At 28.6% G+C, this 706-nt stretch carries 2 pseudogenes; both read left to right on the plus strand.

From position 1 onward, the window contains the following. Positions 1–347, plus strand: a pseudogene (locus GQX97_RS13300) (hypothetical protein); the annotation flags it as partial. A gap of 9 nt (positions 348–356) precedes the next feature. Further along, positions 357–706: pseudogene (locus GQX97_RS13305) on the plus strand (hypothetical protein); the annotation flags it as partial.

Raw genomic sequence — 706 nt, forward strand, 5'->3', positions numbered from 1 at the left:
AGGGTTTAAGAGGGTTTAAGTATTTATACTCTCTTATGATGATGCCTTTAAGTAATTTGGAAGCACATCTTAAAAACATGGACTTTCTTACATTTGTACATCTTGAATATAAGTTTTTTATGAGATTTCTTCCTTCTGGTTTTAATGATATATACTTAGTTGCTTTTGGAAATGTAGGTTATGGAAAATATTTTGAAAGCAGTATTGATAAAGGCAATTTATTATATGTTGTAGGAGGCGGAATAGGCTACAATCTCTACGGCTCAACACCTTTACAATTGACTTTCGGTGTTGATAATAATAATAGTTTGGTTATGAATTTGATAATCAGCACTATAGTATTTTAAGGAGGGTTTATAATGAGAAAGATTTTTACAGTTTTATTTTTAACTTTGATTTTTAGTTTTTCGGCTTTTTCGTACAGCAGAGATTTTAATGAACTTTATAATCTTTATTATATGGCTAATACCAATAAAGCTGGTGATTTATATAAGGCTATAGAAAAAATAAAAAACGGMAATTATGGAAARACAGAAAAGCAAACCTATGAGAATCTTATTTTACTTATGGATATATATATGAATCCTAGAAGTAAAAGGGAATCTTACAAATTATTGAATGATAATATAAAAAAGAATACTCCGTTATTGACAGAAAAAGATGCTGATTATATGGCTTCTGTTGCTGATGTGATGAGCAGTGCTAT

This window comes from Brachyspira sp. SAP_772 (genome assembly GCF_009755885.1).
Taxonomy (GTDB): Bacteria; Spirochaetota; Brachyspiria; order Brachyspirales; family Brachyspiraceae; genus Brachyspira.